The organism is Streptomyces sp. NPDC033966, assembly GCF_055575955.1.
The window spans coordinates 350,023-375,028 of the sequence record NZ_JBVIRQ010000006.1; the positions used below are offsets into that span (position 1 = coordinate 350,023).

21 protein-coding genes and 2 pseudogenes are annotated in these 25,006 nt (G+C 71.7%); 17 read left to right on the plus strand and 6 right to left on the minus strand.

Translation table 11 applies throughout. The features are described 5' to 3' along the window. The first annotated feature begins 136 nt into the window (after positions 1-136). The 4 genes from ACZ518_RS19745 to ACZ518_RS19760 are packed head-to-tail and all read left to right on the plus strand — an operon-like array spanning position 137 to position 3,608. On the plus strand, positions 137-1,294 hold the full coding sequence (locus tag ACZ518_RS19745) for an acyl-CoA dehydrogenase family protein (RefSeq protein WP_125594120.1): 1,158 nt from the start codon (positions 137-139) through the stop codon (positions 1,292-1,294). A 5-nt stretch (positions 1,295-1,299) separates the two neighbouring features. Continuing rightward, the gene (gene tesB, locus ACZ518_RS19750; protein WP_469114269.1) at positions 1,300-2,175 is read left to right on the plus strand and encodes an acyl-CoA thioesterase II; all 876 of its coding nucleotides are present in this window, start codon (positions 1,300-1,302) and stop codon (positions 2,173-2,175) included. 19 nt (positions 2,176-2,194) lie between these two features. Further along, positions 2,195-3,196: a cation diffusion facilitator family transporter gene (locus ACZ518_RS19755; protein ID WP_469114270.1), complete on the plus strand. Its 1,002-nt coding sequence runs from the start codon at positions 2,195-2,197 to the stop codon at positions 3,194-3,196. A 4-nt stretch (positions 3,197-3,200) separates the two neighbouring features. Further along, positions 3,201-3,608, plus strand: a complete 408-nt coding sequence (locus ACZ518_RS19760) for a helix-turn-helix domain-containing protein (RefSeq protein WP_469114271.1) — start codon at positions 3,201-3,203, stop codon at positions 3,606-3,608. A gap of 12 nt (positions 3,609-3,620) precedes the next feature. On the opposite strand, the pseudogene ACZ518_RS19765 reads toward ACZ518_RS19760, so the two are convergent. The 4 genes and pseudogenes from ACZ518_RS19765 to ACZ518_RS19780 form a co-directional block, all read right to left on the minus strand. Further along, positions 3,621-3,689, minus strand: a pseudogene (locus tag ACZ518_RS19765) (hypothetical protein); the annotation flags it as partial. A 128-nt stretch (positions 3,690-3,817) separates the two neighbouring features. Then, positions 3,818-4,486 (minus strand): annotated as a pseudogene (locus ACZ518_RS19770) (DUF4253 domain-containing protein); the annotation flags it as partial. A 4-nt stretch (positions 4,487-4,490) separates the two neighbouring features. Beyond that, positions 4,491-5,297, minus strand: a complete 807-nt coding sequence (locus ACZ518_RS19775; protein WP_469114454.1) for a phosphatase — start codon at positions 5,295-5,297, stop codon at positions 4,491-4,493. Between the two features lie 56 nt (positions 5,298-5,353). Continuing rightward, entirely contained in the window at positions 5,354-5,932 is a 579-nt protein-coding gene (locus tag ACZ518_RS19780) for an SACE_7040 family transcriptional regulator (RefSeq protein WP_469114272.1), read from the minus strand. A gap of 100 nt (positions 5,933-6,032) precedes the next feature. On the opposite strand from ACZ518_RS19780, the gene ACZ518_RS19785 reads away from it, so the two are divergent. From ACZ518_RS19785 to ACZ518_RS19830, 10 genes are all read left to right on the plus strand, one after another. Then, positions 6,033-7,649 (plus strand): carboxyl transferase domain-containing protein, encoded by a 1,617-nt coding sequence (locus tag ACZ518_RS19785; RefSeq protein WP_469114273.1) that lies wholly within the window; start codon positions 6,033-6,035, stop codon positions 7,647-7,649. Positions 7,650-7,679: 30 nt separating this feature from the next. Then, a complete protein-coding gene (locus tag ACZ518_RS19790) occupies positions 7,680-9,743 on the plus strand; it encodes an acetyl/propionyl/methylcrotonyl-CoA carboxylase subunit alpha (protein WP_469114274.1) in 2,064 nt (687 codons plus the stop codon). 11 nt (positions 9,744-9,754) lie between these two features. Next, positions 9,755-10,675, plus strand: coding sequence for a hydroxymethylglutaryl-CoA lyase (locus tag ACZ518_RS19795; protein ID WP_469114455.1), 921 nt, complete (start codon positions 9,755-9,757; stop codon positions 10,673-10,675). A gap of 7 nt (positions 10,676-10,682) precedes the next feature. Then, entirely contained in the window at positions 10,683-11,843 is a 1,161-nt protein-coding gene (locus tag ACZ518_RS19800) for an acyl-CoA dehydrogenase family protein (RefSeq protein WP_469114275.1), read from the plus strand. A 152-nt stretch (positions 11,844-11,995) separates the two neighbouring features. Next, entirely contained in the window at positions 11,996-13,042 is a 1,047-nt protein-coding gene (locus ACZ518_RS19805; protein ID WP_469114276.1) for an ABC transporter substrate-binding protein, read from the plus strand. A 123-nt stretch (positions 13,043-13,165) separates the two neighbouring features. Beyond that, positions 13,166-14,098, plus strand: a complete 933-nt coding sequence (locus ACZ518_RS19810; RefSeq protein WP_469114277.1) for a siderophore-interacting protein — start codon at positions 13,166-13,168, stop codon at positions 14,096-14,098. Between the two features lie 182 nt (positions 14,099-14,280). Continuing rightward, positions 14,281-15,771 (plus strand): pyridoxal phosphate-dependent decarboxylase family protein, encoded by a 1,491-nt coding sequence (locus ACZ518_RS19815; protein ID WP_469114278.1) that lies wholly within the window; start codon positions 14,281-14,283, stop codon positions 15,769-15,771. Further along, a complete protein-coding gene (locus ACZ518_RS19820; protein WP_469114279.1) occupies positions 15,755-17,056 on the plus strand; it encodes a lysine N(6)-hydroxylase/L-ornithine N(5)-oxygenase family protein in 1,302 nt (433 codons plus the stop codon). Before ACZ518_RS19815 ends, ACZ518_RS19820 begins: the two co-directional genes overlap by 17 nt. Then, on the plus strand, positions 17,053-17,643 hold the full coding sequence (locus ACZ518_RS19825; RefSeq protein WP_469114280.1) for a GNAT family N-acetyltransferase: 591 nt from the start codon (positions 17,053-17,055) through the stop codon (positions 17,641-17,643). The genes ACZ518_RS19820 and ACZ518_RS19825 overlap by 4 nt, the downstream gene beginning before the upstream one ends. Beyond that, positions 17,640-19,421 carry an IucA/IucC family protein gene (locus tag ACZ518_RS19830; RefSeq protein WP_469114281.1) on the plus strand — a complete coding sequence of 594 codons (1,782 nt, stop codon included), beginning with the start codon at positions 17,640-17,642 and terminating at the stop codon, positions 19,419-19,421. Before ACZ518_RS19825 ends, ACZ518_RS19830 begins: the two co-directional genes overlap by 4 nt. Positions 19,422-19,529: 108 nt before the next feature. On the opposite strand, the gene ACZ518_RS19835 is transcribed toward ACZ518_RS19830, so the two are convergent. Next, the gene (locus tag ACZ518_RS19835) at positions 19,530-21,110 is read right to left on the minus strand and encodes a beta-N-acetylhexosaminidase (protein WP_469114282.1); all 1,581 of its coding nucleotides are present in this window, start codon (positions 21,108-21,110) and stop codon (positions 19,530-19,532) included. A 63-nt stretch (positions 21,111-21,173) separates the two neighbouring features. Between ACZ518_RS19835 and ACZ518_RS19840 the strand changes: the two genes are divergently transcribed. The 3 genes from ACZ518_RS19840 (at position 21,174) to glmS (ending at position 24,339) form a co-directional block, all read left to right on the plus strand. Further along, complete coding sequence (locus ACZ518_RS19840) at positions 21,174-22,064, plus strand: DUF4429 domain-containing protein (protein ID WP_469114283.1); 891 nt, start codon at positions 21,174-21,176, stop codon at positions 22,062-22,064. A 106-nt stretch (positions 22,065-22,170) separates the two neighbouring features. After that, positions 22,171-22,446, plus strand: a complete 276-nt coding sequence (locus ACZ518_RS19845; RefSeq protein WP_007264192.1) for a hypothetical protein — start codon at positions 22,171-22,173, stop codon at positions 22,444-22,446. A gap of 75 nt (positions 22,447-22,521) precedes the next feature. After that, entirely contained in the window at positions 22,522-24,339 is a 1,818-nt protein-coding gene (glmS, locus tag ACZ518_RS19850; protein ID WP_469114284.1) for a glutamine--fructose-6-phosphate transaminase (isomerizing), read from the plus strand. Positions 24,340-24,431: 92 nt separating this feature from the next. On the opposite strand, the gene ACZ518_RS19855 is transcribed toward glmS, so the two are convergent. Further along, positions 24,432-24,998: a GPR1/FUN34/YaaH family transporter gene (locus ACZ518_RS19855; RefSeq protein ID WP_469114285.1), complete on the minus strand. Its 567-nt coding sequence runs from the start codon at positions 24,996-24,998 to the stop codon at positions 24,432-24,434. Positions 24,999-25,006: the final 8 nt, after the last annotated feature.

Genomic DNA, 25,006 nt, shown 5'->3' on the forward strand with positions numbered 1-25,006 from the left:
CGGGACGGCCCGCCCCGGCCGCCGTCGGCCGGTGTGACCGACCCGCTCTGGACAGGATCGACAACCCGCCGGTAACTTAGCTATGAGCAAGCGCTTAGACATGGGCGGCGGACCGCCGCGACGAAGGGAGCCGGCCGTGCGCCGTACGGTGTTCAACGAGGACCACGAGGCGTTCCGCGAGACCCTCCGCGCCTTCATCGAGGCCGAGGTCGTCCCCGTCTACGACGAGTGGTTCCAGGCCGGCCAGGCGCCGCGCGACTTCTACTACAAGCTCGGCGAGCTCGGCATCTTCGGCATCAACGTGCCCGAGGAGTTCGGCGGCGCGGGCCTGGACACCCACAAGTTCGAGGCCGTCCTCTACGAAGAGACCTCCCGCGCGGGCGTCAACTTCGGCGGCTCCGGCGTGCACGTGCTGCTCGCCCTGCCCTACATCAAGATGCTCGCCACCGACGAGCAGAAGAAGCGTTTCCTCCCGAACTTCGTCTCCGGTGAGGAGATGTGGGCGCTGGCGATGACCGAGCCGGGCACCGGCTCCGACGTCGCGGGCATGAAGACCACCGCCAAGCTCTCCGAGGACGGCACCCACTACGTCCTCAACGGCTCCAAGACCTTCATCACGGGCGGCGTGCACGCCGACCGCGTGATCGTCTGCGCCCGCACCTCCGCCCCGTCGGCCGAGGACCGCCGCTTCGGCATCTCCCTCTTCGCCGTGGACACCAAGTCCGAGGGCTACTCGATCGGCCGCAAGCTCGACAAGCTGGGCCTGAAGACCTCCGACACCGCCGAGCTGGCGTTCGTCGACGTCAAGGTCCCGGTCGAGGACCTGCTCGGCGAGGAGGGCAAGGGCTTCTACTACCTCGGCCACAACCTGGCCTCCGAGCGCTGGGGCATCGCCTTCGGCGCCTACGCCCAGGCCGCCGCGGCCGTCCGGTTCGCCCAGCAGTACGTCACGGACCGCACCGTCTTCGGCAAGCCCGTCTCGCACTTCCAGAACACCAAGTTCGAGCTGGCCGCCTGCCAGGCCGAGGTGGACGCGGCCCAGGCCGTCGCCGACCGCGCCCTGGAGGCCCTGGACGCCGGCGAGCTGACCCCGGCCGAGGCCGCCTCCGCGAAGCTGTTCTGCACCGAGGTCGCACACCGCGTCATCGACCGCTGCCTCCAGCTGCACGGCGGCTACGGCTACATGAACGAGTACCCGATCGCCCGCCTGTACGCCGACAACCGCGTCAACCGCATCTACGGCGGCACCAGCGAGATCATGAAGTCGATCATCGCCAAGTCGATGGGCCTGTAACCCACTTGAACGATGCACTGGCGGACCTCCTCGATCTGCTCGACCTGGAGCAGATCGAGGAGAACATCTTCCGCGGCACGAGCCGCACCTCCCTGGTGCCGCGCGTGTTCGGCGGCCAGGTCGCGGCCCAGGCCCTGGTCGCGGCCGGCCGCACGGTGCCCGCGGACCGGCTGCCGCACTCGCTCCACTCGTACTTCCTGCGCACCGGCGACTCCGGCGCGCCGATCGTGTACTCCGTGGACCGGATCCGCGACGGGCGGTCCTTCACCACCCGCCGCGTGGTCGCCGTCCAGCACGGACAGCCGATCTTCCACCTCTCCGCGTCCTTCCAGACGTACGAGGAGGGCCTGGAGCACCAGGCCGCGATGCCGGCCGCGCCGGACCCCGCGACTCTGCCGACGGCCGCCGAGGCACTGCCGGCGTACCGGGACATCTTCCGCGACCCCGGCACCGTCGAACGGCTGCTGGAGGCGCGCGGCGCCGTGGACCTGCGGTACGCGACCACCCCGCCGTGGGGCTCGGTCGGCGAGCCGTTGGAACCGCGCTCCCAGGTCTGGTTCCGGACCCAGGGCAAGCTCGCGGACGACCCGCTGCTCCACATCTGCCTGGCCACCTACGTGTCCGACATGACCCTGCTGGACTCGGTGCTGCTCGCGCACGGCCGGGGCGGCTGGGCGGTCGGCGACGTGGTCGGCGCCTCCCTGGACCACGCCATGTGGTTCCACCGGCCCTTCCGCGCCGACGAATGGCTCCTGTACGACCAGGAGTCGCCCTCGGCGTCCGCCGGCCGGGGTCTGGGCCAGGCCCGCATCTGGACCCGGGACGGCCGCCTGGCGGTCACCGTGATCCAAGAAGGTGTCGTGCGCGTCCCGCGCGGCTGAGCCGACGTACCGTCGCCCCATGCCGGTCGAAGCCGAAGCCGAAGTCCCAGCCGAGGGGGCGGGCTCCGAGAGCGTCGCCACGGTGGTCGCAGCCGTCGTCACCAACCTGGCCATCGCCGCCGCGAAGGCCGTCGCCGGGATCGTCAGCGGGTCGAGCGCGATGCTGTCCGAGGCCGCGCACTCGGTGGCCGACACGGTCACCGAGGTGCTGCTGCTGGCCTCCCTGAAGCGCAGTGCCCGGCCCGCCGACGAGGCGCACCCGCTGGGCTACGGGCCCGAGCGCTACATCTGGGCGCTGCTCGCCTCGATCGCCACCTTCGCGGGCGGCGCCGTCTTCGCCTTCTACGACGGGATCCACACCCTGGTGCACGGGGAGGATCCCGGTGACCCGGTGTTCCCGTACGCCGTCCTCGCGGTCGCCTTCGTCCTGGAGGGGTACTCGCTGCTGGTGGCCTGGCGGCAGGTGACGGGCGAGGCGGCCCGGATGCGGGCGCCGCTGGGGCTGTACGTGAAGCACACCCCGGACACGGCGGTGAAGGCGGTCCTGCTGGAGAACGCCGCCGCGCTGGCAGGCCTCGTGCTGGCGGCGGGCGGGCTGCTGGGGGCGCAGCTGACGGGGTCGGGCGTCTACGACGGGGTGGCCTCGCTGCTGATCGGGGTGCTGCTGGTGGCGGTGGCGTGGGAGCTGGGGCGCTCGAACGCGCAGTACCTGATCGGGCGGCCGCTGCCCGCGCCGATGCGGGCGGAGGTGCGCGAGGAGCTGCTGTCGGTGCTGCACATCGAGGGGGTGCTGGAGCTGACCACCCTGGTGCAGGGGCCGGACGAGGTGCTGATCGCGGCGAAGGTGGACTTCCACGACCTGGCGTCGGCCCGGCAGGTGGAGGCGGCCTGCGAGGACGCGGAGGACCAGCTGCGGGAGCGGTGGCCGGCGATCCGCCGGGTCTACCTGGACCCGACGCCGACCCCGCCGCCCGCATCCCCCTCGGAACCTTCGGTACCGCCCGGAGCTGTGCAAGGCTGAACGGGTGAACCTGGAGGACCTCGCCCGGCTGCGCCGGGCCCGCGACCTGATGGACCGCAACTACGCGGAGCCGCTCGACGTCACCGCCCTGGCGCAGGTCGCGCTGATGTCGGCGGGGCACTTCTCGCGCAGCTTCCGCGCCGCCTACGGGGAGACCCCGTACAGCTACCTGATGACGCGCCGGATCGAGCGGGCCAAGGCGCTGCTGCGGCGGGGCGACCAGTCGGTGACGGAGGTCTGCTTCGCGGTGGGCTGTACCTCGCTGGGGTCCTTCAGCACGCGGTTCACGGAGCTGGTCGGCGAGAGTCCGAGCGCGTACCGGGCCCGCGACCACGAGGCGGACGCGGCCCTGCCGGCCTGCCTGTCGAAGATCCACACCCGGCCGGTCAGGAACGGCCCCAACGCCGGCTGACCGGTACCGCCGTCAGTCCCACCAGAACGACCAGTGGGCCTCGCCCACCAGCGCCTCCGCGGCGTAGTCGCGGACCGTGCCGGAGCCCTGCCAGACGTTGTCGGGGCAGAACGCGAAGTGCTCGGCGGCGACCGGGACCGCCTAGGCCCTGTCCGCGGCGGGGCTGCCACCGACAGGTCGAGCGTGGCGAGGCCGAGCGCGAGGACGCGGGCGCCGAACCGGTCCTCCCAGGAGCGCAGGACCGCGCTGATGCGGGCGGTGTCGTTCTCGTGGTTGAGCGGGCCGCTCCAGCCGAGCGCGGCCGGTACGTCGGCCCCGCGCCCGGCGGGGACCAGGGCCAGCCGCGGGCTGCCGAGCAGGCCCTGCCCGAGGAGTTCGCCCGCGAGCGCGGCGGCGGCCGCTCCGGGATCGGCGGCCGGGGTGCCGGGCCGGGCGGTGCCCGGCCAGGACCGGCCGAAGGGGGCGATGAGCTCCTCGCCCTCGGCGCCCTCCTCGCGGTCGGGGACGACCGCGTCCCCGTACTCCCGCAGCACGGTCTGGACGTCGTGGTCGTCCGGGTCGGAGCACCGGTCCGGCTCCGCGTGGTCCTCGCCCTCCCACCACCGCTCGGGCCCGTACCGGTCGTGCAGCAGTACGCCCCGCAGCCCGGCGGGCGCCGGGTACGACGCGGCCGGGGCGTCCACCGGCCCGTCGGAGAGCCACAGCAGCGGCTCCCGGCGCGCCCGCCGCAGCCGTCCGCGCACCGCGCGGGTGATCAGCCGGCCCGGCGGCAGCCCGGGTACGGCGGTACCGGAGTCCAGCGCGGCAAGGGGGTTCGCGGCGTCGGTCCTACGGCCGACCGCAGGCGGGGCCACTGACAACACCCCGCCCGCAGGCACACCCCTAGAGCAGGCCCGCCGCCGAGAGGAGGTACGCCACCATCGGGTCGTAGAAGCGCGGGTCGCGGACGTGGTCGTCCAGCGGGACGGCGACCTGGAGGGTGCCCTCCGCCTCGCCGAGGAACAGCGCCGGGTCGTTGCAGTCCGCGTACCCCACCGCGTCCAGCCCGCGCTGCGCCGCGCAGCCCGCCCAGCCGTGGTCGGCGACGACCAGGTCCGGCTGCGGGCGGCCCTCCGCCGCGAGGCCGTCCAGGATCGCGGCCATCGGGGCCGGGGAGTGGGTGTGCCACAGGGTCGCGCCCCGCTCCAGCACGGCGACGTCGGCGAACTGCCACACCGAGCCCTCGTCGGCGGTCAGGCCGGGCGGGATCCGGACGATCTCGCAGCCCGCGGCGCGCAGCGCGTCGGCGGTGGCGCGGTGGACGTCGAGCAGGCCGCCCGGGTGGCCGGTGGCCAGCAGCACGCTGTGCCGGTCGAGGGCGGCCTTGTGCAGCCGGGCCGCCATCCGGTCCAGGCTGGCGACGGTCAGTTCCGGGTCGATGGTGTCCTGCCCGGTGCGGTGGGCCGGGTCGTCGACGACGCCGACGCGCTCGGCCATCACGGCCAGTACGTCCTGCTCGTCGGCCCAGCGGTCGCCCAGTTCCAGGCCGAACCAGTAGTGCCGGTCGCCGTTGGCGAGCTTGCGGTAGTGGGAGAGGTTGTTCTCGCGCGGGGTGGCCACCTGCCCCGCGATCCGCGTGCGGACCAGGTGGTCGACGAGTTCGGCGCGGCTGGGTACGGGCGTCTCTATCGGCTTCGGCATGCGGCCCATTCTGCCGCCGCCCGCCCGGAGCCGTCCGTTCCACCACGTGCCGCTCAAGCCGCGCCTCACCCCGACAACGCCCCGAAGGCCCCGTTGGCCAGCCTGCGCAGCAGGGACTCGGTGGCTTCACGGCCCGGCGTGGCCAGGTGGGGGGTGGAGTTCAGCAGGCCGAAGACGGCGTGCACGGCCACCCGTACCTCCGCCTCGCCGACCTCGGGGTGCAGTTCCCGTACGACCTGCACCCACAGTTCCACGTACTGGCGCTGGAGCTGGCGCACGAGCTTGCGGTCGGCCTCGCGCAGCCGGTCGAGCTCGCGGTCGTGCAGGGTGATCAGCGCCCGGTCGTCGAGGGCGAAGTCGATGTGGCCCTCGACGAGGGAGGCGAGGATCGCCTCCGGGTCCCCGGCGGCCTCCTCGACGCGCCGCCGGCCGCCGGTCAGCAGCCGCTCGCTGATCCCGACGAGCAGCTCGGCGAGCATGGCGTCCTTGCCGGCGAAGTGCCGGTAGAGGCCGGGGCCGCTGATGCCGACCGCCGCCCCTATCTCGTCCACGCCGACGCCGTGGAAGCCGCGCTCCGCGAAGAGACGAGCGGCCTCACTGAGGATCTGCTCGCGACGGGTCGGGGTGGCCGCTCTGGTGCTCATGGAAATCCATTCTAGACAGGGCGGTTAGCGCTCGTTAACCTGAGACCCAAACGCGTTAACGGTCATTAACAAAGCGTGCACGAGCAAGGGAGCTCGACCGATGCAGCAGGCACCAGTGCTGACGAGCGCCGCGGACCCGGCGTCCGAGGCCTGGCGGACCAATGAGGCCGCCCACCGCGAACTCGCCGAAGGCCTGCGCGCCCGGCTCGACGCGGCCCGCCTCGGCGGCGGCGAGAAGGCCCGCGCCCGCCACACCGCGCGCGGGAAGCTGCTCCCCCGCGACCGCGTGGACACCCTCCTCGACCCCGGTTCCCCCTTCCTGGAGCTGGCCCCGCTGGCCGCCGAGGGCATGTACGGGGGCGCCGCCCCCGCCGCCGGGGTGATCGCGGGCATCGGCCGGGTCAGCGGGCGCGAGTGCGTGATCGTCGCCAACGACGCCACCGTCAAGGGCGGCACGTACTACCCGATGACCGTGAAGAAGCACCTGCGCGCCCAGGAAGTGGCCCTGGAGAACCGTCTCCCCTGCCTCTACCTGGTCGACTCCGGCGGCGCCTTCCTCCCCATGCAGGACGAGGTCTTCCCCGACCGGGAGCACTTCGGCCGGATCTTCTACAACCAGGCCCGCATGTCCGGGGCCGGCATCCCGCAGATCGCCGCCGTCCTCGGCTCCTGCACGGCCGGCGGGGCGTACGTGCCGGCGATGAGCGACGAGGCCGTCATCGTCCGCAACCAGGGCACGATCTTCCTCGGCGGCCCGCCGCTGGTGAAGGCCGCCACCGGTGAGGTGGTCACGGCCGAGGAGCTCGGCGGCGGCGAGGTCCACTCCCGCGTCTCCGGCGTGACCGACCACCTCGCGGAGGACGACGCGCACGCGCTGCGGATCGTACGGAACATCGTGGCGACCCTGCCCGAGCGCGGGGCCCTGCCCTGGTCGGTCGAGGCTCCCGAGGAGCCCAAGGTGGACCCGCACGGCCTGTACGGCGCGGTCCCCGTCGACTCCCGCACCCCCTACGACGCCCGCGAGATCATCGCCCGGATCACGGACGGCTCCCGCTTCCAGGAGTTCAAGTCGGAGTTCGGGCAGACGCTGGTCACCGGCTTCGCCCGGATCCACGGCCACCCGGTCGGCATCATCGCGAACAACGGCATCCTGTTCGCCGAGTCCGCCCAGAAGGGCGCCCACTTCATCGAGCTGTGCGACCAGCGCGGCATCCCGCTCCTCTTCCTCCAGAACATCTCCGGCTTCATGGTCGGCCGCGACTACGAGGCGGGCGGCATCGCCAAGCACGGCGCGAAGATGGTCACGGCGGTGGCCTGCGCCCGGGTCCCGAAGCTGACCGTGGTCGTCGGCGGCTCGTACGGCGCGGGCAACTACTCGATGTGCGGCCGGGCGTACTCGCCGCGCTTCCTGTGGATGTGGCCCAACGCCAAGATCTCGGTGATGGGCGGCGAGCAGGCCGCCTCGGTGCTGGCGACCGTCAAGCGGGACCAGATCGAGGGCGCGGGCCAGGAGTGGCCGGCCGAGGACGAGGAGGCCTTCAAGGCCCCGGTCCGCGCGCAGTACGAGGAGCAGGGCAACGCCTACTACGCCACGGCGCGGCTGTGGGACGACGGGGTCATCGACCCGATGGAGACCCGGCAGGTGCTGGGACTGGCCCTGACCGCGTGCGCGAACGCCCCGCTGGGCGAGCGCGGCTACGGCATCTTCCGCATGTGATCCGTGACTTGTGACGTGAGGACCTCACTGATGTTCAGCACTGTTCTGGTGGCGAACCGGGGCGAGATCGCCGTACGGGTCATCCGCACCCTGCGGGAGCTCGGCATCCGCTCCGTCGCCGTCTTCAGCGACGCCGACGCCGACGCCCGCCACGTCCGGGAGGCCGACACGGCCGTCCGGATCGGCCCGGCGGCCGCCGCCGAGAGCTACCTGTCGGTGGAGCGGCTCCTGGACGCCGCGAAGCGCACCGGCGCCGAGGCCGTCCACCCCGGCTACGGCTTCCTCGCGGAGAACGCGGCCTTCGCCCAGGCCTGCGCCGACGCCGGGCTGGCCTTCATCGGGCCCCCGGCGAGCGCGATCTCCCTCATGGGCGACAAGATCCGCGCGAAGGAGACCGTCAAGGCCGCGGGCGTGCCCGTGGTCCCGGGCTCCTCGGGCAGCGGCCTGACGGACGCCGAACTGGCCGCGGCCGCCTCGGAGATCGGCATGCCGGTGCTGCTGAAGCCCTCGGCGGGCGGCGGCGGCAAGGGCATGCGGCTGGTGCGCGACGAGGCGGTGCTGGCCGAGGAGATCGCGGCCGCCCGCCGCGAGGCGAAGTCCTCCTTCGGCGACGACACCCTGCTCGTGGAGCGGTGGATCGACCGGCCCCGGCACATCGAGATCCAGGTGCTGGCCGACGCCCACGGGAACGTGGTGCACCTGGGCGAGCGCGAGTGCTCCCTCCAGCGGCGCCACCAGAAGGTCATCGAGGAGGCCCCCTCGGTCCTGCTGGACGAGAAGACCCGCGCGGCGATGGGCGCGGCGGCCGTGGAGGCGGCGCGCTCCTGCGGGTACGTCGGCGCGGGCACAGTGGAGTTCATCGTCCCGGGCGGGGACCCGTCCTCGTACTACTTCATGGAGATGAACACCCGCCTCCAGGTCGAGCACCCGGTGACCGAGCTGGTCACGGGCCTGGACCTGGTGGAGCAGCAGCTGCGGGTCGCCTCCGGCGAGGCCCTGCCCGTCACCCAGGACGAGATCCGGCTGACCGGGCACGCGATCGAGGCCCGCGTCTGCGCGGAGGACCCGGCGCGCGGGTTCCTGCCGTCCGGCGGTACCGTGCTGGCCCTGTCGGAGCCGTCCGGCGGCGCGGTTCGTACGGACTCCGGCCTGACGGCGGGTGTTCCGGTGGGCTCGACGTACGACCCGATGCTGTCGAAGGTCATCGTGCACGGTCCGGACCGGGCCAGTGCGCTGCGCTTGCTGCGGGGGGCCCTGGCGGACACCGTCATCCTGGGCGTGCAGACCAATGCCGGTTTCCTGCGGAGGCTGTTGGCCCACCCGGACGTGATCTCCGGTGACCTGGACACCGGCCTGGTCGAGCGGGACCTCCCCTCCCTCCTCCCCGAGGGCGTCCCGGCCGAGGTGTACGCGGCGGCCGCACTGCTCGCTTCTTCCCCCCTCGGTGCGGCGGCGGGACCGGAGGGAGCCGGCGGCGCAGCCTCCTGGGTGGACCCCTTCGGGGCCGCCAACGGCTGGCGCCTCGGCGGCACCCCCGCCTGGACGCTCCACCACTTCCGCCTCCCGGGCCAGGACCCGGTGACGGTCCGCACCCGCCCGTCCGGCTCGGACCTGGAGCTGCTCCTCACCCACCCCTCCGGCTCGGTCCTGGAGCCCGGCACCCCCGGCGCACCGGCCCGCGGCCGGATCCTGGCCCGCACCACCGACACCGTCAGCATCGAACTCGACGGAGTCACCCACCGGTTCAGCCACGCCGCCTCCCCGGAGGGGACCTGGCTCGGCCGCGACGCGGACTCCTGGCACGTCCAGACGTACGACCCCGTGGCCGCGACCCTCGGCGGCGGTGGACGGATCGGCGCCGACACCCTGGCCGCCCCCATGCCCGGCACCGTCACGGTCGTCAAGGTGGCCGTCGGCGACAAGGTGACCGCCGGTCAGAGCCTGCTGGTCGTCGAGGCGATGAAGATGGAGCACGTCATCTCCGCCCCGCACGCCGGCACCGTCACCGAACTCGACGTCACCCCGGGCACCACCGTGGCCATGGACCAGGTCCTGGCCGTGGTCACCCCCGACGAAGCGGAGGAGGCCTCGTGAACGGGCTGCCCATGACCGTCCCGGCCCCCGCCGGCCTCCCGCCCCGCGTCCGCATCCACGAGGTCGGCGCGCGCGACGGGCTGCAGAACGAGAAGACGGCCGTACCCACGGAGGTGAAGGCGGAGTTCATCCACCGCCTCGCCGCGGCCGGCCTCACCACCATCGAGGCCACCAGCTTCGTCCACCCCAAGTGGGTCCCCCAGCTGGCGGACGCCGAGCAGCTCTTCCCCCTGCTCTCCGACGTCGGGGCACAGCTCCCGGTCCTGGTCCCGAACGAACGCGGCCTGGACCGGGCGCTCGCCCTCGGGGCCACCCGCATCGCGGTGTTCGGCTCGGCCACCGAGACCTTCGCCGCCCGCAACCTGAACCGCACCGTCGCCGAGTCCCTCACCATGTTCGAGCCCGTCGTGGCCCGCGCCAAGGCGGAGGACGCGCACGTCCGGGGCTATCTCTCCATGTGCTTCGGGGATCCCTGGGAGGGGCCGGTCCCGGTCCGCCAGGTGGTCTCCGTCGCCAAGGCCCTGCTCGAACTCGGCTGTGACGAGCTGAGCCTCGGCGACACCATCGGCGTCGCCACGCCCGGCCACGTGCAGGTCCTGCTGTCCGCGCTGAACGAGGAGGGCGTGGGGACCGACCGGATCGGCGTGCACTTCCACGACACCTACGGCCAGGCGCTCTCCAACACCCTCGCCGCGCTCCAGCACGGCGTGACCACGGTCGACGCCTCCGCCGGCGGCCTCGGCGGCTGCCCGTACGCCAAGAGCGCCACCGGCAACCTCGCCACCGAGGACCTGGTGTGGATGCTCGACGGCCTCGGCATCGAGACCGGGGTCGACCTGGCCGCCCTCACCGCCACGAGCGTGTGGATGGCCGAACAGCTGGGGCGACCCAGCCCCTCCCGCACCGTCCGCGCCCTCTCCCACAAGGAGTAGTCACACCATGTCCCTCGACCACCGGCTCACCCCCGAGCACGAGGAACTCCGCCGCACCGTCGAGGCGTTCGCGCACGACGTGGTCGCGCCGAAGATCGGCGACCTGTACGAGCGGCACGAGTTCCCGTACGAGATCGTCCGCGAGATGGGCCGCATGGGCCTGTTCGGCCTGCCCTTCCCGGAGGAGTACGGCGGCATGGGCGGCGACTACCTCGCCCTCGGCATCGCCCTGGAGGAGCTGGCCCGCGTCGACTCCTCGGTCGCGATCACCCTGGAGGCGGGCGTCTCCCTGGGCGCCATGCCCCTGTACCTGTTCGGTACCGAGGAGCAGAAGCAGCAGTGGCTGCCGAAGCTGTGCTCGGGCGAGGTGCTCGGCGCGTTCGGCCTGACCGAGCCCGGCGCGGGCAGTGACGCGGGCGGCACCCGCACCACCGCCGTACGCGACGGCGACGAGTGGGTGATCAACGGCTCCAAGTGCTTCATCACCAACTCCGGTACGGACATCACGGGCCTGGTCACCGTCACGGCCGTGACGGGCCGCAAGGAGGACGGCCGCCCGGAGATCTCCTCCATCATCGTCCCGTCCGGCACCCCCGGCTTCACGGTGGCCGCGCCGTACTCCAAGGTCGGCTGGAACTCCTCCGACACCCGCGAGCTCTCCTTCGACGACGTACGGGTGCCGCTCGCCAACCTGGTGGGCCAGGAGGGCCGCGGCTACGCCCAGTTCCTGCGGATCCTCGACGAGGGCCGCATCGCCATCGCGGCCCTGGCCACGGGGCTCGCGCAGGGCTGCGTGGACGAGTCGGTGAAGTACGCCAAGGAGCGGCAGGCCTTCGGCAAGCCGATCGGCGACAACCAGGCCATCCAGTTCAAGCTGGCCGACATGGAGACGCGCGCCCACATGGCGCGCATCGGCTGGCGCGACGCGGCCTCCCGGCTGGTGCACGGGGAGCCGTTCAAGAAGGAGGCGGCGATCGCGAAGCTGTACTCCTCGACGGTCGCCGTCGACAACGCCCGGGACGCCACGCAGATCCACGGCGGCTACGGCTTCATGAACGAGTACCCGGTGGCCCGTATGTGGCGGGACTCCAAGATCCTGGAGATCGGCGAGGGCACGAGCGAGGTCCAGCGCATGCTGATCGCCCGCGAACTGGGCTTCGCCGGCTGACGGAACACCCGCGCGGCGCGCGGGGAGCGATGAGGGGACCCGAGAAGGATTAGGGTCCCCTTACCGTTTTCGACAAAGGTTAGGCTAACCTTCCCACCGAACGGCCTCGGGTCCCCCGGCCGCCCCCTGCACGTACGAAAGCGGACTTCCCCATGCCCAAGCCCAGCTCCACGTTCCTCTCCCGCCGCGGTCTCGTCGCCGCCGGCGGCGCCCTCGGCCTCGTCGCGGCGCTCACCGCGTGCGGCGGCAACGACAAGGCGAAGGACGCCGGGGGCGACAAGGGCGGCACGGCGGCCGCCTCGGGCGCGTGGAGCTTCAAGGACGACCTGGACAAGACCACCTCGGCCAAGTCCACGCCGAAGAACATCGTGGCCTACACCGGCACCGCCGCCGCCCTGTACGACTACGGCGTGCAGGTCAAGGGCGTCTTCGGCCCGACCAAGCTGGCCGACGGCAAGCCCGACCCGATGGCCGGCTCGATGGACATCTCCAAGGTCGAGATCCTCGGCAACGTCTACGACGAGTTCAACGTCGAGAAGTACGCGGCCCTGAAGCCCGAGCTGCTCGCCACCAACACCTGGGACGGCACGTACTGGTACGTCCCCGAGGCCTCCAAGGACAAGATCCTGAAGCTGGCCCCGGCCGCCGCGATCGGCGTGGGCGACAAGGCCTCCATGGACAAGGCCCTGGAGCGCACCGCGGACCTCGCCAAGTCCCTCGGCGCCGACCTGAACTCCAAGAAGGCCGCCGACGCCAAGGCCCGCTTCGACGCCGCCTCCGCCAAGGTCCGCGAGGCCGTCAAGGCCAACCCGGGCATCAAGGTGCTCGTCGGCTCCGGCGCCGACCAGCTCTTCTACGTCTCCACCCCGAAGACCTCGGCCGACCTGAAGTACTTCGAGTCCCTGGGTGTCGAGTTCGTCGCCCCGGAGCAGGACAAGCTGGACCCGCAGGGCTTCTACGAGAGCCTGAGCTGGGAGAACGCCGGCAAGTACAAGGCCGACGTCGTCCTGCTCGACAACCGCACCCAGGCCCTGCAGCCCGAGGCCCTGAAGGCCAAGCCGACCTGGAACGAGCTGCCCGCCGTCAAGGCCGGCCAGGTCGCCCCGCGCGTGACCGAGCCGATCTACTCGTACGAGAAGTGCGCGCAGATCCTCGAGGACCTCGCCAAGACCATCCAGAACGCCAAGAAGGTCTCCTGACCCTCTTCCGCCGGTCCTGAAGGCCGGGCCGCGGGCCACCGCCCGCGGCCCGGCCTCCGGCACTGACCGCCCGGCACCACACCCGCCGCCGGCACCCACTCGAATCCCAGGGGGGACTCGCGCATGACCGCCACCGCGTCCGAGGCCGAACAGGCCGTGGCGCACTTCCGCTTCTTCGCGATGGAAGTGCTGCGCACGCGCCGCCTCGGCCACTCGTTCCTGCGCGTCACCTTCGGCGGTGAGTCCCTGGCGGACTTCAGATCCGGCGGGTACGACCAGAGCCTCTCGCTCTTCCTGCCGCCGGCGCACGTCGAGCACACCGAACTGCCCTCCACCGACGAGGACACCTGGTTCGGGGCCTGGCGCGCGATGCCGGACGAGGAACGCCCGGTGATGCGCTCGTACACCGTGCGCGAGCAGCGGCGTACGGACGAGGGCGTGGACGAGGTCGACATCGACTTCGTCCTCCACGGCACTGGGACATCAGCCGCTTCCGCGGCGGGTTCGCCGGCCGCCGGCTGGGCGGGCAGGGCCGTCACCGGCCGCCGGATCATGGCGATCGGGCCGGCCGTCGCGGAGAACAAGTCCGTGCGCTTCCAGCCCCCGGCCGCCACCGACGCCTTCCTGATGTACGCGGACGAGACGGCCCTGCCCGCCGCGGCCGCGATCCTGGACCGGCTCCCGGCCGGGACGAAGGTCAAGGCCTGGTTCGAGGTCCCGCACGCGGACGACCGGCTGGGCCTGCACACCCCCGCCGACGCGGACATCACCTGGATCGTGCGCGAGAAGGGCGCGTCCGGCTCCGGGCGGGCGGGCCGGGTGGTGGAGGAGATGCGGGCGGCGGAGCTGCCCGCCGCCGAAGCCCCGTACGCCTGGCTGGCGGGCGAGGCGGGCACGGTCCGCGCGGTACGCCGCCACCTGGTGCAGGAACGTTCCATCGACCGGCGCGCGGTGCGCTTCACCGGCTACTGGCGGCTCGGCGCGAGCGAGGAGCAGCTGCTCGCCGAGGCGTACGCGGGCCGGGCCCCGAGCGAGGACCCGGCGTCCGAGCTCTAGCCACAACGCCCGTGCCACGCACGGCATTTCCCACAGAAGGCCCCGGCATTCGCCGGGGCCTTCTGCATTTGTGATCGAACTAAGGTTAGGCTAACCTAACTCACACACCCCAAGCCTCACCCGCCCCCCGCTTCTCCCCCAGCTCGCGCTGGGAGGTACCCCCACTGCCCGGAGGAAAGTTGATGCGCTCGCATCTGCTGAACGAGACGACCGCGGACCTCTACCGGCGCTCCGTCACCGAGGGCGTCGACCGCGTCGCCGCCAGACTCGCCACGACCGAGCGGCCCCACACCGGCATATCCGTCGACGAACTCGCCCCGGTCATCGACGGGATCGACCTCGACGAGCCGCTCGGTGACGCCACCGCCGCCCTCGACGAGCTGGAGGACGTCTACCTCCGCGACGCCGTCTACTTCCACCACCCGCGCTACCTGGGCCACCTCAACTGCCCGGTGGTCATACCCGCGGTGGTCGGCGAAGCGGTCCTGTCGGCCGTCAACTCCTCCCTCGACACCTGGGACCAGTCCATCGGCGGCACCCTCATCGAGCGCCGCCTGATCGAGTGGACCGCCCGCCGCATCGGCCTCGGCGAGGGCGCGGACGGCATCTTCACCTCCGGCGGCAGCCAGTCGAACTTCCACGCGCTGCTCCTCGCCCGCGACGAGGCCTGCCGCATCGTGACGAAGCGCGCCCTGGACGGGGGCACCGGGCCCACCAAGGCCGAACTGCTGCCGAAGCTGCGCATCTTCACCTCCGAGGCCAGCCACTTCAGCGTCCAGAAGTCCGCCGCCATGCTGGGCCTCGGCTACGAGGCCGTCATCTCCGTGCCGGTCGACCGCAACCGCCGCATGGACACCTCGGTCCTGGCCCTGGAGCTGGAGAGCTGCGCCGCCGAGGGCCTCTTCCCGATGGCCGTCGTCGCCACCGCCGGCACCACCGACTTCGGGTCCATCGACCCGCTCCCCGAGATCGCCCGCCTGGCCGACGAGCACTCCGCGTGGATGCACGTGGACGCCGCCTACGGCTGCGGACTGCTGGTCTCCCCCACCCGCCGGCACCTCCTCGACGGCATCGAGAAGGCCGACTCGGTCACCGTCGACTACCACAAGTCGTTCTTCCAGCCGGTCAGCTCCAGCGCGATGCTGGTCCGCGACCGCGACACCCTCAAGCACGCCACGTACCACGCGGACTACCTCAACCCGCGCCGGATGGCCGAGGAGCGGATCCCGAACCAGGTCGACAAGTCCATCCAGACCACGCGCCGCTTCGACGCCCTCAAGCTCTGGATGACGCTGCGCATCATGGGCGCCGACGGCGTCGGCTCCCTCTTCGACCAGGTGATCGACCTCGCCGCCGCCGGCCACGAGGTCATCGCGGCCGACCCGCGCTTCGAGGTCGTCGTCGAGCCGCAGATCTCCACCCTCGTCTTCCGCTACCTGCCCGCCGGCGAGACGCGCCCCGACCTCGTCGACGAGGCCCAGCTGCACGCCCGCAAGGCCCTGTTCGCCTCCGGTGAGGCCGTCGTCGCCGGCACCAAGGTGGACGGCAAGCAGTACCTGAAGTTCACCCTCCTCAACCCGCAGACCACGACGGCCGACATCGCGGCCGTCCTCGACCTCCTCGCCGCACACGCCGAGCAGTTCCTGGGAGAATCCCTTGCCGTCCACCACTGAGCCCCACGACTTCATCGGCATCGGCCTGGGTCCCTTCAACCTGGGACTCGCCTGCCTGACCGCACCGGTCGACGAGCTCGACGGGCTGTTCATCGAGTCGAAGCCGCACTTCGAGTGGCACGCCGGAATGTTCCTCGACGGCGCGCACCTGCAGACGCCGTTCATGTCGGACCTGGTCACCCTCGCCGACCCGACCTCGCCCTTCTCCTTCCTGAACTACCTGAAGGACAAGGACCGGCTGTACTCCTTCTACATCCGGGAGAACTTCTACCCGCTGCGCGCCGAGTACAACGACTACTGCCGCTGGGCCGCCGACCGGCTCGACAACGTCCTCTACTCCACCTCCGTCACCGAGGTGACGTACGACGAGGCCGCCGGCGTGTACGAGGTCCACACGGACCGCGGCGAGACCCACCGGGCCCGCCGACTGGTCCTGGGCACCGGCACCCCGCCGCACGTCCCGGCGTCCTGCGAGAACCTCGGCGGGGACTTCCTGCACAACTCCTCGTACATGCAGCACAAGGAGTCCCTCCAGAAGAAGAAGTCGATCACCCTGGTCGGCTCGGGCCAGAGCGCCGCCGAGATCTACTACGACCTCCTCGCCGAGATCGACGTACACGGCTACCGGCTCAACTGGGTGACCCGGTCCCCGCGCTTCTTCCCGCTCGAATACACCAAGCTGACGCTGGAGATGACCTCGCCGGAGTACGTGGACTACTTCCACGCCCTCCCCGAGGAGACCCGCTACCGGCTGGAGACCCAGCAGAAGAACCTCTTCAAGGGCATCGACGGCGACCTCGTCAACGCGATCTTCGACCTGCTCTACCAGAAGAGGATCACCATGCCGGGCGCGGTCCCCACGACCCTGCTCACCAACACCTCCCTGAACAGCACGGCGTACGACACCACCACGGGCACGTACACGCTGGGCCTGCGCCAGGAGGAGCAGGAGCGGGACTTCTCCCTCTCGACGGAGGGCCTGGTCCTGGCCACCGGCTACAAGTACCGGATCCCGGAGTTCCTGGCCCCGGTCCACGACCGGCTGAACTTCGACGGCCACGGCCGCCTCGACGCCGGCCGCAACTACGCCGTCGACGTCACCGGCCGCGGGGTGTACCTCCAGAACGGCACCACCCACAACCACTCCCTCACCTCGCCCGACCTGGGCATGGCCGCGTACCGCAACGCGTACATCGTCGGTGAGCTGCTCGGCCGCGAGTACTACAAGGTCGAGAAGTCCATCGCGTTCCAGCAGTTCGCGGCCCCGGAAGGCATGCACGCATGAGCACCACCCCTGAACTCCTCTTCGCCCGCACCGACGCGGCCCTCGGGACCTTCTCCGTCCGCCCCCTGGACCCCTTCTCGGACGCGGAGCTCCTGCACGGCTGGGTGACGCACCCGAAGGCCGCCTTCTGGATGATGCAGGACGCCTCCCTCACCGAGGTCGAGCGCGAGTACGTGCGCATCACGGCGCACGAGGACCACCACGCCTTCATCGGCCTCCACGAGGGCCGCCCGGCCTTCCTGATGGAGAGCTACGACCCCTCGAAGCTGGAGCTGGCCGGCCTGTACGACGCCCAGCCGGGCGACGTCGGCATGCACTTCCTGGTGGCCCCTTCGGACACGCCCATATCGGGCTTCACCCGCGCGGTGATCACCACGGTGATGGCCTCCCTCTTCGCCGACCCGGCGACGGAGCGCGTGGTCGTCGAGCCGGACGTCCGCAACAAGGCGGTCCACGCCCTGAACGAGGCGGTCGGCTTCGTCCCCGAGCGCGAGGTCCAGAAGCCCGAGAAGACCGCCCTCCTCAGCTTCTGCACCCGCGCCCGGTTCGAGGCGGCCACCGCCCTCACGACGGGAGTCCCGGCATGAGCCTCGCCGACGCCGTCTCCCACCTCTCCCCCGAGCTGTGGGCCCGCGCGAACCGCGCCCTGGTCCGCAAGGCCCTCGCCGAGTTCTCGCACGAGCGCCTGCTGACCCCCGAGCCGCTGGGCGGGGACCTCTACTCGGTCCGCAGCGACGACGGCGCGGTGGAGTACCGCTTCCGCTCGGCCCGGCACGCCCTGGACCACTGGGCGGTGGACGAGGAGTCCATCACCCGCCACCTGGACGGGCAGCAGGCCGAGCTGGACGCCCTGGACTTCCACATCGAGCTCCAGCAGACCCTGGGCCTGAGCGCGGAGGTCCTGCCGGTCTACCTGGAGGAGATCTCCTCCACCCTGGCCGGCACGGGCTTCAAGTACACGAAGCCGCAGCTCGGCTCGTCCGCCCTCGCGAAGTCCGCCTTCCAGGACATCGAGACGGGCATGACGGAGGGCCACCCCTGCTTCGTGGCCAACAACGGCCGCCTGGGCTTCGGCGTGCACGAGTACCTCTCGTACGCCCCGGAGACGGCGAGCCCGGTCCACCTGGTGTGGGTCGCCGCCCGCAAGGACGTGTCCACCTTCACGGCGGGCGCGGGCCTGGACCACGACACCTTCGTGCGCGAGGAGCTGGGCGAGGACGCCCTCACCCTCTTCGCTGCGAAGATGACCTCCCTGGGCCTGGACCTGGCGGACTACCACCTCCTGCCCATCCACCCCTGGCAGTGGTGGAACAAGACCACGGTCACCTTCGCGGCCGAGATCGCCAACCGCCGCCTGGTCCTGCTGGGCGAAGGCTCCGACGCCTATCTCGCGCAGCAGTCGATCCGCACCTTCTTCAACACCACCACCCCGACGAAGCACTACGTCAAGACGGCCATCTCCGTCCTCAACATGGGCTTCATGCGCGGCCTGTCCGCCGCCTACATGGAGGCCACCCCGGCCATCAACGACTGGCTGCACCAGCTGATCGAGTCGGACGAGGTGCTCCGGTCGGTCGACTTCTCGATCATCCGCGAGCGCGCGGCGATCGGCTACCACCACCGCCAGTACGAGCGCGCGACGGACCGCTACTCGCCGTACCGCAAGATGCTCGCGGCCCTGTGGCGCGAATCCCCGGTGAACTCCCTCAAGGACGGCGAACGCCTGGCCACGATGGCCTCGCTCCTCCACGTGGACGCGGACGGCAAGTCCTTCGTCGGCGCCCTGATCGCCGAATCGGGCCTCACCCCGGCGGAATGGCTGAAGCCCTACCTCCGCGCCTACCTCCTCCCGCTCCTGCACTGCTTCTACCAGTACGACCTCGCGTACATGCCGCACGGCGAGAACACGATCCTGGTGATCAAGGACGGTGTGGTGGAGCGGGCGGTCTTCAAGGACATCGCCGAGGAGATCGTGGTCATGGACCCGGACGCGGTCCTCCCGCCGGCGGTGGAACGCGTCCGCGCGGACATCCCGGAGGACATGAAGCTCCTGTCGATCTTCACGGACGTCTTCGACTGCTTCTTCCGCTTCCTGAACTCGATCCTGGTCGAGGAGGGCATCTGCACGGAGGAGGTGTTCTGGAAGGCGGTGGCGGACTGCGCCCACGACTACCAGGCCTCGGCGCCCGCCCTGGCGGACCGCTTCGCGCAGTACGACCTCTTCGCGGAGGAGTTCCAGCTGTCCTGCCTGAACCGCCTCCAGCTGCGGAACAACAAGCAGATGGTCGACCTCGCCGACCCGGCGGCGGCCCTCCAGCTGATCGGCACCCTCAAGAACCCCGTCGCGCCCTTCGCCCGGCGCTGACGGCCCGGGGGCGGGCGCGGCTTCGAACACGGTCCCTCGAACCCGCGCCCGCCCCTCCGCCCTGACGCAGATCGTTGCACGGGCCGGTGACAGCGCCGCCGTCTGCGGCTACTCCCACGGCACCTCCGGCGCCCGGTAGTACGTGGTGCCCTGGGCGGACAGGCGGGGGGCCTGGGCGGCCAGGCGGGGGCGGTACGTGGGCCAGTCCAGGGACGCGGCCGGGGACCAGCCGAGTTCCGCGAGGCCGAGGAGGCGGGGGAACGCCATGAGTTCCCAGTCGGCGCGGGTCGCGATGGTCTCCGTCCAGAGGGGGGCTTCCACGCCCAGGACCGCGGATTCGGGGACGTCCGGGAGGTAGGCGCCCGGGTTCCAGGAGTAGGAGCGCTGGACCGGGACGTAGCCGGCCCAGGCCAGGCCCGGCTTCGTCGCCCTGTCGTACTTCATGTCCAGGTAGGCGCGGTCCGCCGGGGAGAGGATCAGGGGGTGGCCCTGCCGGGCGGCCGTCGCCACCGCTGTTCTCTCCGCCGCCGCCGTCCTGTCGTGGCCCCAGTACTGGAGGACCGCGCCCTGCGCCGGGCGGGCGTTCGCGAGCTGGTGCCAGGCCACCACCGTCTTGCCGTGCTCGGCCACCACCGCCTGGGCGCGGTCCATGAAGGCCGCGTAGTCCGCCGCCGGGGTGGAGTGGGCCTCGTCGCCGCCGATGTGGAGGTAGCGGCCTGGGGTGAGGGCCGCCAGTTCGCCGAGGACGTCGTCGATGAACTCGTACGTGCGCTCCTTGCCGACGCACAACGAGCTGAAGCCGACCTTGGTCCCGGTGTAGCGCTCGGGGGCCTTGCCGTCGCAGTTCAGCTCCGCGTAGGAGGCCAGGGCGGCGTTGACGTGGCCGGGCATGTCGATCTCCGGGACCACGTCGACGTAGCGGCGCGCCGCGTAGGCGACCAGGTCGCGGTACTCGTCCTTGGTCCAGTGGCCGCCCGGGCCGCCGCCGACCTCGCTGCCGCCGCCGTACGTCGCCAGGCGCGGCCAGGAGTCGATGGCGATGCGCCAGCCCTGGTCGTCGCTGAGGTGCACGTGCAGGGTGTTGATCTTGTACTGGGCGAGCTGGTCGACGTACCGCTTGACCTGTTCGAGGGGGAAGTGGTGGCGGGCGATGTCGACCATCGCCCCGCGGTACGCGAAGCGCGGGGTGTCCGTGACGTCGCCGCCCGGGACCTCTCCCGCGCCCCGCACCGGCAGCAGCTGCCGCAGCGTCTGGCCGCCGCGGAAGAGGCCCGCCGGGGTGTGGGCGGTCAGGGTGACCCCGGAAGCGGTGGTCCGCAGCCGGTAGCCCTCCCTGCCCAGCTCCCGGGCCCGGGCGTCCAGCCGCAGCCGGATCCCGTCCCCCTCCTCCCCGTCGGCCACCGGCAGCGGCAGCCCGCTGGGCCCGCGCAGCTGCTCCGCGAGGAGCTCGCCGACCTGCCGCACCTCCGGGGAGCCCGGCCCGGTACGGATCACCGTGCCCGCGCCGAAGGCGTACCCGGCGCCGCCCGAGGCCCGCGCGGAGGCCGGCGCCGGCAGGAGGCGTTCGTAGGGGGCGAGGGCCGCGGGCCGGCCGGCGCCGGGTCTGGCCTCGTCGCCGCGGGCCGCTGTGCAGGAGACGGCGGCGGTGAGGACCAGGAGGGCGGCGAGCGTGCGACACGGGGCTCTCATGCGCCCAGGTATAGGCCAAACAGCCTCCGCCCGGGCCCCACATCACGATGGGAGAATCACCGGATGGCGGAAATCATCCAGAAGGACGGTACGTGGACCTTCGACGGGGACACGGTGCGCATCGTGCCGGGCCGCGACAAGGGGGTGGGGCTGCTCCGGCAGCACCTGGGCGAGGTGGTCGTGCCGCTGCGCGCGATCGGGGGGATCAGTTACGAGCCGGGGCGCAAGGCGGGCCGGCTGCGGCTGCGGCTGCGCGACGGGGCCGACCCGCTGGTGCAGGTGACGGGCGGGCGGCTGCCGGAGGCCTCGGACCCGTACCGGCTGTCGGTGGAGTCGGACCGCAGCGGCGTCGCGGAGTACTTCGTGGACGAGGTGCGCAACGCCCTGCTGCTGGACCAGGTGGATCCGGGTCCGTGCGACGCGTACCTGATGCCGGGGCCGCCGGTGCCGATCGCGTTCGGGGCGGGTGACGCCACGGCCTCCTTCGACGGCGACCGGGTGGTGCTGGACTGGAACTGGACCACGGAGGAGGCCAAGCGCTCGGGGGGTCCGTGCGAGTTCCGGGTCGCGGACGTGCGGGCGGTGGACTGGTCCCCCTCGAAGGGCCTGGACAACGGCTGGCTGCGGTTCACCCTGGAGGGCGCCCCGCCGGCGTCCGCGCCCAAGTACGACCGCTGCACGGTGGAGCTCTTCGGCTTCAAGAAGGACCCGCTGATGGCGCTGGTCGCGGCGGCCGTGGCCGTACGGATGCCCCATCCGGCGGCTCCCGAGCCCGAGCCGGACCGGCCGCCGGCGCTGCCGCTCGCGGATTCGGCCCCGGCGCTGGCGGGCGAGGCCGCGGACCACGACACCCTGCTGCGGCGGCTGCGCGAGGTGGGTGAGCTGCACCAGTCGGGGATCCTCACGGCCGATGAGTTCTCGGCGGCGAAGGCGGCGATTTTGGGTCGTTTCTGACCACGGAGTACCGGAATCTCCCGTTCCCTGGTCCAGACCAGCGAGATCCTGCCCGATATCGGGCAGGATCTTTGCGTTTCACTCCTTGGACAGTCAATATCTACTGGTGCTCGACCGTCGCCCGTCGCATGACGACCTCGTCGACCACCTGGTGCGCAGCACCGCGCTGCAGCGCGGGGAAGCCGCCCGGGTGGTACTCGACGTGCTCGCCTACTTCAACGAGACGACGGAGGAGTTCGTCCGCCGCCGTCACCGCGAGCTGCAGTCGGGCGGCGCGGTCAACGCGGAGATCTTCGAGCGGATCGCGGCCGAGCTGCCGCACCGCGCCGTGGCGCCGCCGGAGCTCTCGCTCCGGCAGCTGCGCCGCATCGTCTACGGCTGACAGGGGCCGGGGCGGCCCGTGACGGCCGCGCGGGGAAGAGCACGACCAACCGAACCTCAGGAGGGGCAACACCGTATGTGCGGAATCGTCGGTTACATCGGCAAGCGCGATGTGGCGCCGCTGCTGCTCGAAGGCCTGGCACGACTGGAGTACCGCGGATACGACTCCGCCGGCATCGTCGTCAACAGCCCGAAGGCCGCCGCGCTGAAGATGGTCAAGGCGAAGGGCCGCGTCCGCGACCTGGAGGCCCGCGTCCCCAAGCGCTTCGCCGGCACCACCGGCATCGCCCACACCCGCTGGGCCACGCACGGCGCCCCGAGCGACACCAACTCCCACCCGCACCTGGACCCCGAGAACAAGGTCGCCGTCGTCCACAACGGCATCGTCGACAACGCCGCCGAGCTGCGCGTCAAGCTGGAGGCCGAGGGCGTCGTCTTCGCGTCCGAGACCGACACCGAGGTGATCACCCACCTGATCGCCCGCTCCCAGGCCGACAGCCTGGAGGAGAAGGTCCGCGAGGCGCTCAAGGTCATCGAGGGCACGTACGGCATCGCCGTGATGCACGCCGACTTCGCCGACCGCATCGTCGTCGCCCGCAACGGCTCCCCGGTCATCCTCGGCATCGGCGAGAAGGAGATGCTCGTCGCCTCCGACGTGGCCGCCCTGATCGCGCACACCCGCCAGGTCGTGACCCTCAACGACGGCGAGATGGCCACCCTCAAGGCCGACGACTTCCGCACCTACACCACCAGCGGTACGACGACCACCGCCACCCCGGAGACCGTGGAGTGGGAGGCCGCCTCCTTCGACATGGGCGGCCACGAGACGTACATGCACAAGGAGATCTCCGAGCAGCCCGACGCGGTCGACCGCGTGCTGCGCGGCCGGATCGACGACCGCTTCAACACGGTCCACCTGGGCGGCCTGAACCTGGACCCGCGCGAGGCGCGCGGCATCCGCCGGGTCAAGATCCTGGGCTGCGGCACCTCGTACCACGCCGGCCTGATCGGCGCCGGGCTGATCGAGAGCATGGCCCGCATCCCCGCCGACGCCGAGCCCGCCTCCGAGTTCCGCTACCGCAACCCGGTCGTGGACCCCGACACCCTGTACATCGCCGTCTCCCAGTCGGGTGAGACGTACGACGTCCTCGCGGCCGTCCAGGAGCTCAAGCGCAAGGGCGCCCGCGTCCTCGGCGTGGTCAACGTGGTCGGCTCCGCGATCGCCCGCGAGGCCGACGGCGGCGTGTACGTGCACGCCGGCCCCGAGGTCTGCGTCGTCTCCACCAAGTGCTTCACCAACACGGTGGTGGCCTTCGCGCTGCTCGCCGTGCACCTCGGCCGGATCCGGGACCTGTCGGTCACCGACGGCAAGCGGATCATCGAGGGCCTGCGCAAGCTGCCGGCGCAGATCGAGGAGATCCTCAAGGGCGAGGAGGACATCAAGCGCCTCGCCGCCGAGTACGCCGAGGCCAAGTCGATGATGTTCATCGGCCGCGTCCGCGGCTACCCGGTCGCCCTGGAGGCCTCCCTCAAGCTGAAGGAGATCTCCTACATCCACGCCGAGGCCTACCCGGCCTCCGAGCTGAAGCACGGCCCGCTCGCCCTCATCGAGCCGGCGATGCCGACGGTCGCGATCGTCCCGGACGACGACCTGCTGGAGAAGAACCGCGCGGCGCTGGAGGAGATCAAGGCCCGCAGCGGCCGGATCCTGGCCGTCGCCCACCGCGAGCAGGAGAAGGCCGACCACACCATCCTCGTACCCAAGAACGAGGACGAGCTGGACCCGATCCTGATGGGCATCCCGCTCCAGCTGCTGGCGTACCACACCGCCCTGGCCCTGGGCCGGGACATCGACAAGCCGCGCAACCTGGCGAAGTCCGTCACGGTCGAGTAGCCGCCACCGCGCACGCGAGAGCACCGCACGTGAAAGGGGTGCCACCGGAACTCCGGTGGCACCCCTTCGCGTTCTCCCGCGGTCCGGGCCCGTCAGCCCGCGGCGGCCGCCCGTCCGGAGGTCCTGCCCAGCGCCATCGGCCAGTTGGCCAGCGCGGCCGTGGCCCCGTACCAGGCCAGCAGGCCGGACACGGCCGCGACCCAGCCGCCCGCCTTGGCCAGGCCGGCGCTGTCCGCGAAGACGGCTATGGCCAGCAGGAGGAGGGAGAGGGTCAGCAGGGCGTAGACGCCCTGGCCGAACAGCCCGCTCGACGCGGCGAGCGTCAGGGTCAGCGCGAGCATCGCGAAGAGGACGAGAAACGTTCCGGCTGCCTCGTCGGAGACCGAGGCCCCCGCGCCCTTGGCCCAGGTGAACCAGAAGATGCCGAGGCCCGCGAAGGCGGTGCCGTTGAACCCGTTGCCCCCGCGGTATTCGAGGAGGCCGAGGAGGAAGAGGGCCGCGCCGCCGACGTACATGGCGAGCGACACGGAGTTGGCGGCGGTCACGCCGGAGAGGACACCCGTGTGGCCGATACCGAACGCGAGAAGGGTGAGACCCAGGGCGATGTTCCCCAGGGTCGAAGTCGAGGCCGTGCTTCCCGCAGAGACACCATTGTCCACGGCGGGCT

What these genes read in the sequence shown, in the direction of transcription:
- ACZ518_RS19755 (WP_469114270.1), top strand. Translation starts at nt 2,195, where the DNA reads ATGCCGGTCGAAGCCGAAGCCGAAGTCCCAGCCGAGGGGGCGGGCTCC.
- ACZ518_RS19775 (WP_469114454.1), bottom strand. Translation starts at nt 5,297, where the DNA reads ATGGGCCGCATGCCGAAGCCGATAGAGACGCCCGTACCCAGCCGCGCC.
- ACZ518_RS19780 (WP_469114272.1), bottom strand. Translation starts at nt 5,932, where the DNA reads ATGAGCACCAGAGCGGCCACCCCGACCCGTCGCGAGCAGATCCTCAGT.
- ACZ518_RS19785 (WP_469114273.1), top strand. Translation starts at nt 6,033, where the DNA reads ATGCAGCAGGCACCAGTGCTGACGAGCGCCGCGGACCCGGCGTCCGAG.
- ACZ518_RS19790 (WP_469114274.1), top strand. Translation starts at nt 7,680, where the DNA reads ATGTTCAGCACTGTTCTGGTGGCGAACCGGGGCGAGATCGCCGTACGG.
- ACZ518_RS19795 (WP_469114455.1), top strand. Translation starts at nt 9,755, where the DNA reads ATGACCGTCCCGGCCCCCGCCGGCCTCCCGCCCCGCGTCCGCATCCAC.
- ACZ518_RS19800 (WP_469114275.1), top strand. Translation starts at nt 10,683, where the DNA reads ATGTCCCTCGACCACCGGCTCACCCCCGAGCACGAGGAACTCCGCCGC.
- ACZ518_RS19805 (WP_469114276.1), top strand. Translation starts at nt 11,996, where the DNA reads ATGCCCAAGCCCAGCTCCACGTTCCTCTCCCGCCGCGGTCTCGTCGCC.
- ACZ518_RS19810 (WP_469114277.1), top strand. Translation starts at nt 13,166, where the DNA reads ATGACCGCCACCGCGTCCGAGGCCGAACAGGCCGTGGCGCACTTCCGC.
- ACZ518_RS19815 (WP_469114278.1), top strand. Translation starts at nt 14,281, where the DNA reads ATGCGCTCGCATCTGCTGAACGAGACGACCGCGGACCTCTACCGGCGC.
- ACZ518_RS19825 (WP_469114280.1), top strand. Translation starts at nt 17,053, where the DNA reads ATGAGCACCACCCCTGAACTCCTCTTCGCCCGCACCGACGCGGCCCTC.
- ACZ518_RS19830 (WP_469114281.1), top strand. Translation starts at nt 17,640, where the DNA reads ATGAGCCTCGCCGACGCCGTCTCCCACCTCTCCCCCGAGCTGTGGGCC.
- ACZ518_RS19835 (WP_469114282.1), bottom strand. Translation starts at nt 21,110, where the DNA reads ATGAGAGCCCCGTGTCGCACGCTCGCCGCCCTCCTGGTCCTCACCGCC.
- ACZ518_RS19840 (WP_469114283.1), top strand. Translation starts at nt 21,174, where the DNA reads ATGGCGGAAATCATCCAGAAGGACGGTACGTGGACCTTCGACGGGGAC.
- glmS (WP_469114284.1), top strand. Translation starts at nt 22,522, where the DNA reads ATGTGCGGAATCGTCGGTTACATCGGCAAGCGCGATGTGGCGCCGCTG.